The following is a 2,500-nucleotide window of genomic DNA, read 5'->3' as shown; positions in this document are numbered from 1 at the left end:
GGGTAGATCACCTGGTTTCGGGTCTACGACCACGTACTCATGCGCCCTATTCAGACTCGCTTTCGCTGCGGCTCCGTCTTTTCAAACTTAACCTTGCACGGGATCGTAACTCGCCGGTTCATTCTACAAAAGGCACGCCATCACCCGTTAACGGGCTCTGACTACTTGTAGGCACACGGTTTCAGGATCTCTTTCACTCCCCTTCCGGGGTGCTTTTCACCTTTCCCTCACGGTACTGGTTCACTATCGGTCACTAGGGAGTATTTAGCCTTGGGAGATGGTCCTCCCGGATTCCGACGGAATTTCACGTGTTCCGCCGTACTCAGGATCCACTCAGGAGAGAACGAAGTTTTGACTACAGGGCTGTTACCTCCTATGGCGGGCCTTTCCAGGCCTCTTCATCTACCTCGTTCTTTTGTAACTCCGTACAGAGTGTCCTACAACCCCAAGAGGCAAGCCTCTTGGTTTGGGCTGTTCCCGTTTCGCTCGCCGCTACTCAGGGAATCGCATTTGCTTTCTCTTCCTCCGGGTACTTAGATGTTTCAGTTCCCCGGGTCTGCCTTCTCATATCCTATGAATTCAGATATGGATACTGCTCCATTACGAGCAGTGGGTTTCCCCATTCGGAAATCTCCGGATCAAAGCTTGCTTACAGCTCCCCGAAGCATATCGGTGTTCGTCCCGTCCTTCATCGGCTCCTAGTGCCAAGGCATCCACCGTGCGCCCTTTCTAACTTAACCGTTAAAAAGAATCACTACGTGATATCTTGCTTACTAATTGAATGTGATGTCTACTGTTATCTAGTTTTCAAAGAACACGCTTTGAAGGAATGATCCTTCAAAACTAAACAAGATCTAAACGCACCTGTCTATAAGACCGCAAGGTCTTATATTCCGTATAATATCCTTAGAAAGGAGGTGATCCAGCCGCACCTTCCGATACGGCTACCTTGTTACGACTTCACCCCAATCATCTGTCCCACCTTCGGCGGCTGGCTCCAAAAGGTTACCTCACCGACTTCGGGTGTTACAAACTCTCGTGGTGTGACGGGCGGTGTGTACAAGGCCCGGGAACGTATTCACCGCGGCATGCTGATCCGCGATTACTAGCGATTCCAGCTTCATGTAGGCGAGTTGCAGCCTACAATCCGAACTGAGAACGGTTTTATGAGATTAGCTCCACCTCGCGGTCTTGCAGCTCTTTGTACCGTCCATTGTAGCACGTGTGTAGCCCAGGTCATAAGGGGCATGATGATTTGACGTCATCCCCACCTTCCTCCGGTTTGTCACCGGCAGTCACCTTAGAGTGCCCAACTTAATGATGGCAACTAAGATCAAGGGTTGCGCTCGTTGCGGGACTTAACCCAACATCTCACGACACGAGCTGACGACAACCATGCACCACCTGTCACTCTGCTCCCGAAGGAGAAGCTCTATCTCTAGAGTTTTCAGAGGATGTCAAGACCTGGTAAGGTTCTTCGCGTTGCTTCGAATTAAACCACATGCTCCACCGCTTGTGCGGGCCCCCGTCAATTCCTTTGAGTTTCAGCCTTGCGGCCGTACTCCCCAGGCGGAGTGCTTAATGCGTTAACTTCAGCACTAAAGGGCGGAAACCCTCTAACACTTAGCACTCATCGTTTACGGCGTGGACTACCAGGGTATCTAATCCTGTTTGCTCCCCACGCTTTCGCGCCTCAGTGTCAGTTACAGACCAGAAAGTCGCCTTCGCCACTGGTGTTCCTCCATATCTCTACGCATTTCACCGCTACACATGGAATTCCACTTTCCTCTTCTGCACTCAAGTCTCCCAGTTTCCAATGACCCTCCACGGTTGAGCCGTGGGCTTTCACATCAGACTTAAGAAACCACCTGCGCGCGCTTTACGCCCAATAATTCCGGATAACGCTTGCCACCTACGTATTACCGCGGCTGCTGGCACGTAGTTAGCCGTGGCTTTCTGGTTAGGTACCGTCAAGGTGCCAGCTTATTCAACTAGCACTTGTTCTTCCCTAACAACAGAGTTTTACGACCCGAAAGCCTTCATCACTCACGCGGCGTTGCTCCGTCAGACTTTCGTCCATTGCGGAAGATTCCCTACTGCTGCCTCCCGTAGGAGTCTGGGCCGTGTCTCAGTCCCAGTGTGGCCGATCACCCTCTCAGGTCGGCTACGCATCGTTGCCTTGGTGAGCCGTTACCTCACCAACTAGCTAATGCGACGCGGGTCCATCCATAAGTGACAGCCGAAGCCGCCTTTCAATTTCGAACTATGCAGTTCAAAATATTATCCGGTATTAGCCCCGGTTTCCCGGAGTTATCCCAGTCTTATGGGTAGGTTACCCACGTGTTACTCACCCGTCCGCCGCTAACTTCATAAGAGCAAGCTCTTAATCCATTCGCTCGACTTGCATGTATTAGGCACGCCGCCAGCGTTCATCCTGAGCCAGGATCAAACTCTCCAATAAAGTTAGTTTGTCTAGCATCTAAAAATAAAAATTGACGTT

General features: G+C 51.2%; 2 rRNA genes (1 of these 2 cut by a window edge). Both read right to left on the bottom strand.

What is annotated here, in order from left to right:
• Positions 1-740 (bottom strand): 23S ribosomal RNA (locus tag MKX77_RS30580); it reaches 2,190 nt to the left of the window's first position.
• Positions 741-910: 170 nt separating this feature from the next.
• Positions 911-2,461, bottom strand: a 16S ribosomal RNA gene (locus MKX77_RS30575).
• Together the 16S and 23S rRNA genes form the textbook arrangement of a ribosomal RNA operon.
• Positions 2,462-2,500 lie beyond the last annotated feature (39 nt).

It is taken from the genome of Bacillus sp. FSL R9-9410, from assembly GCF_038050385.1.
Taxonomy (GTDB): Bacteria; Bacillota; Bacilli; order Bacillales; family Bacillaceae_G; genus Bacillus_A; species Bacillus_A cereus_U.
Note: the sequence above shows the minus strand (reverse complement) of the source record. Positions and strands in the feature narration are given on the sequence as shown.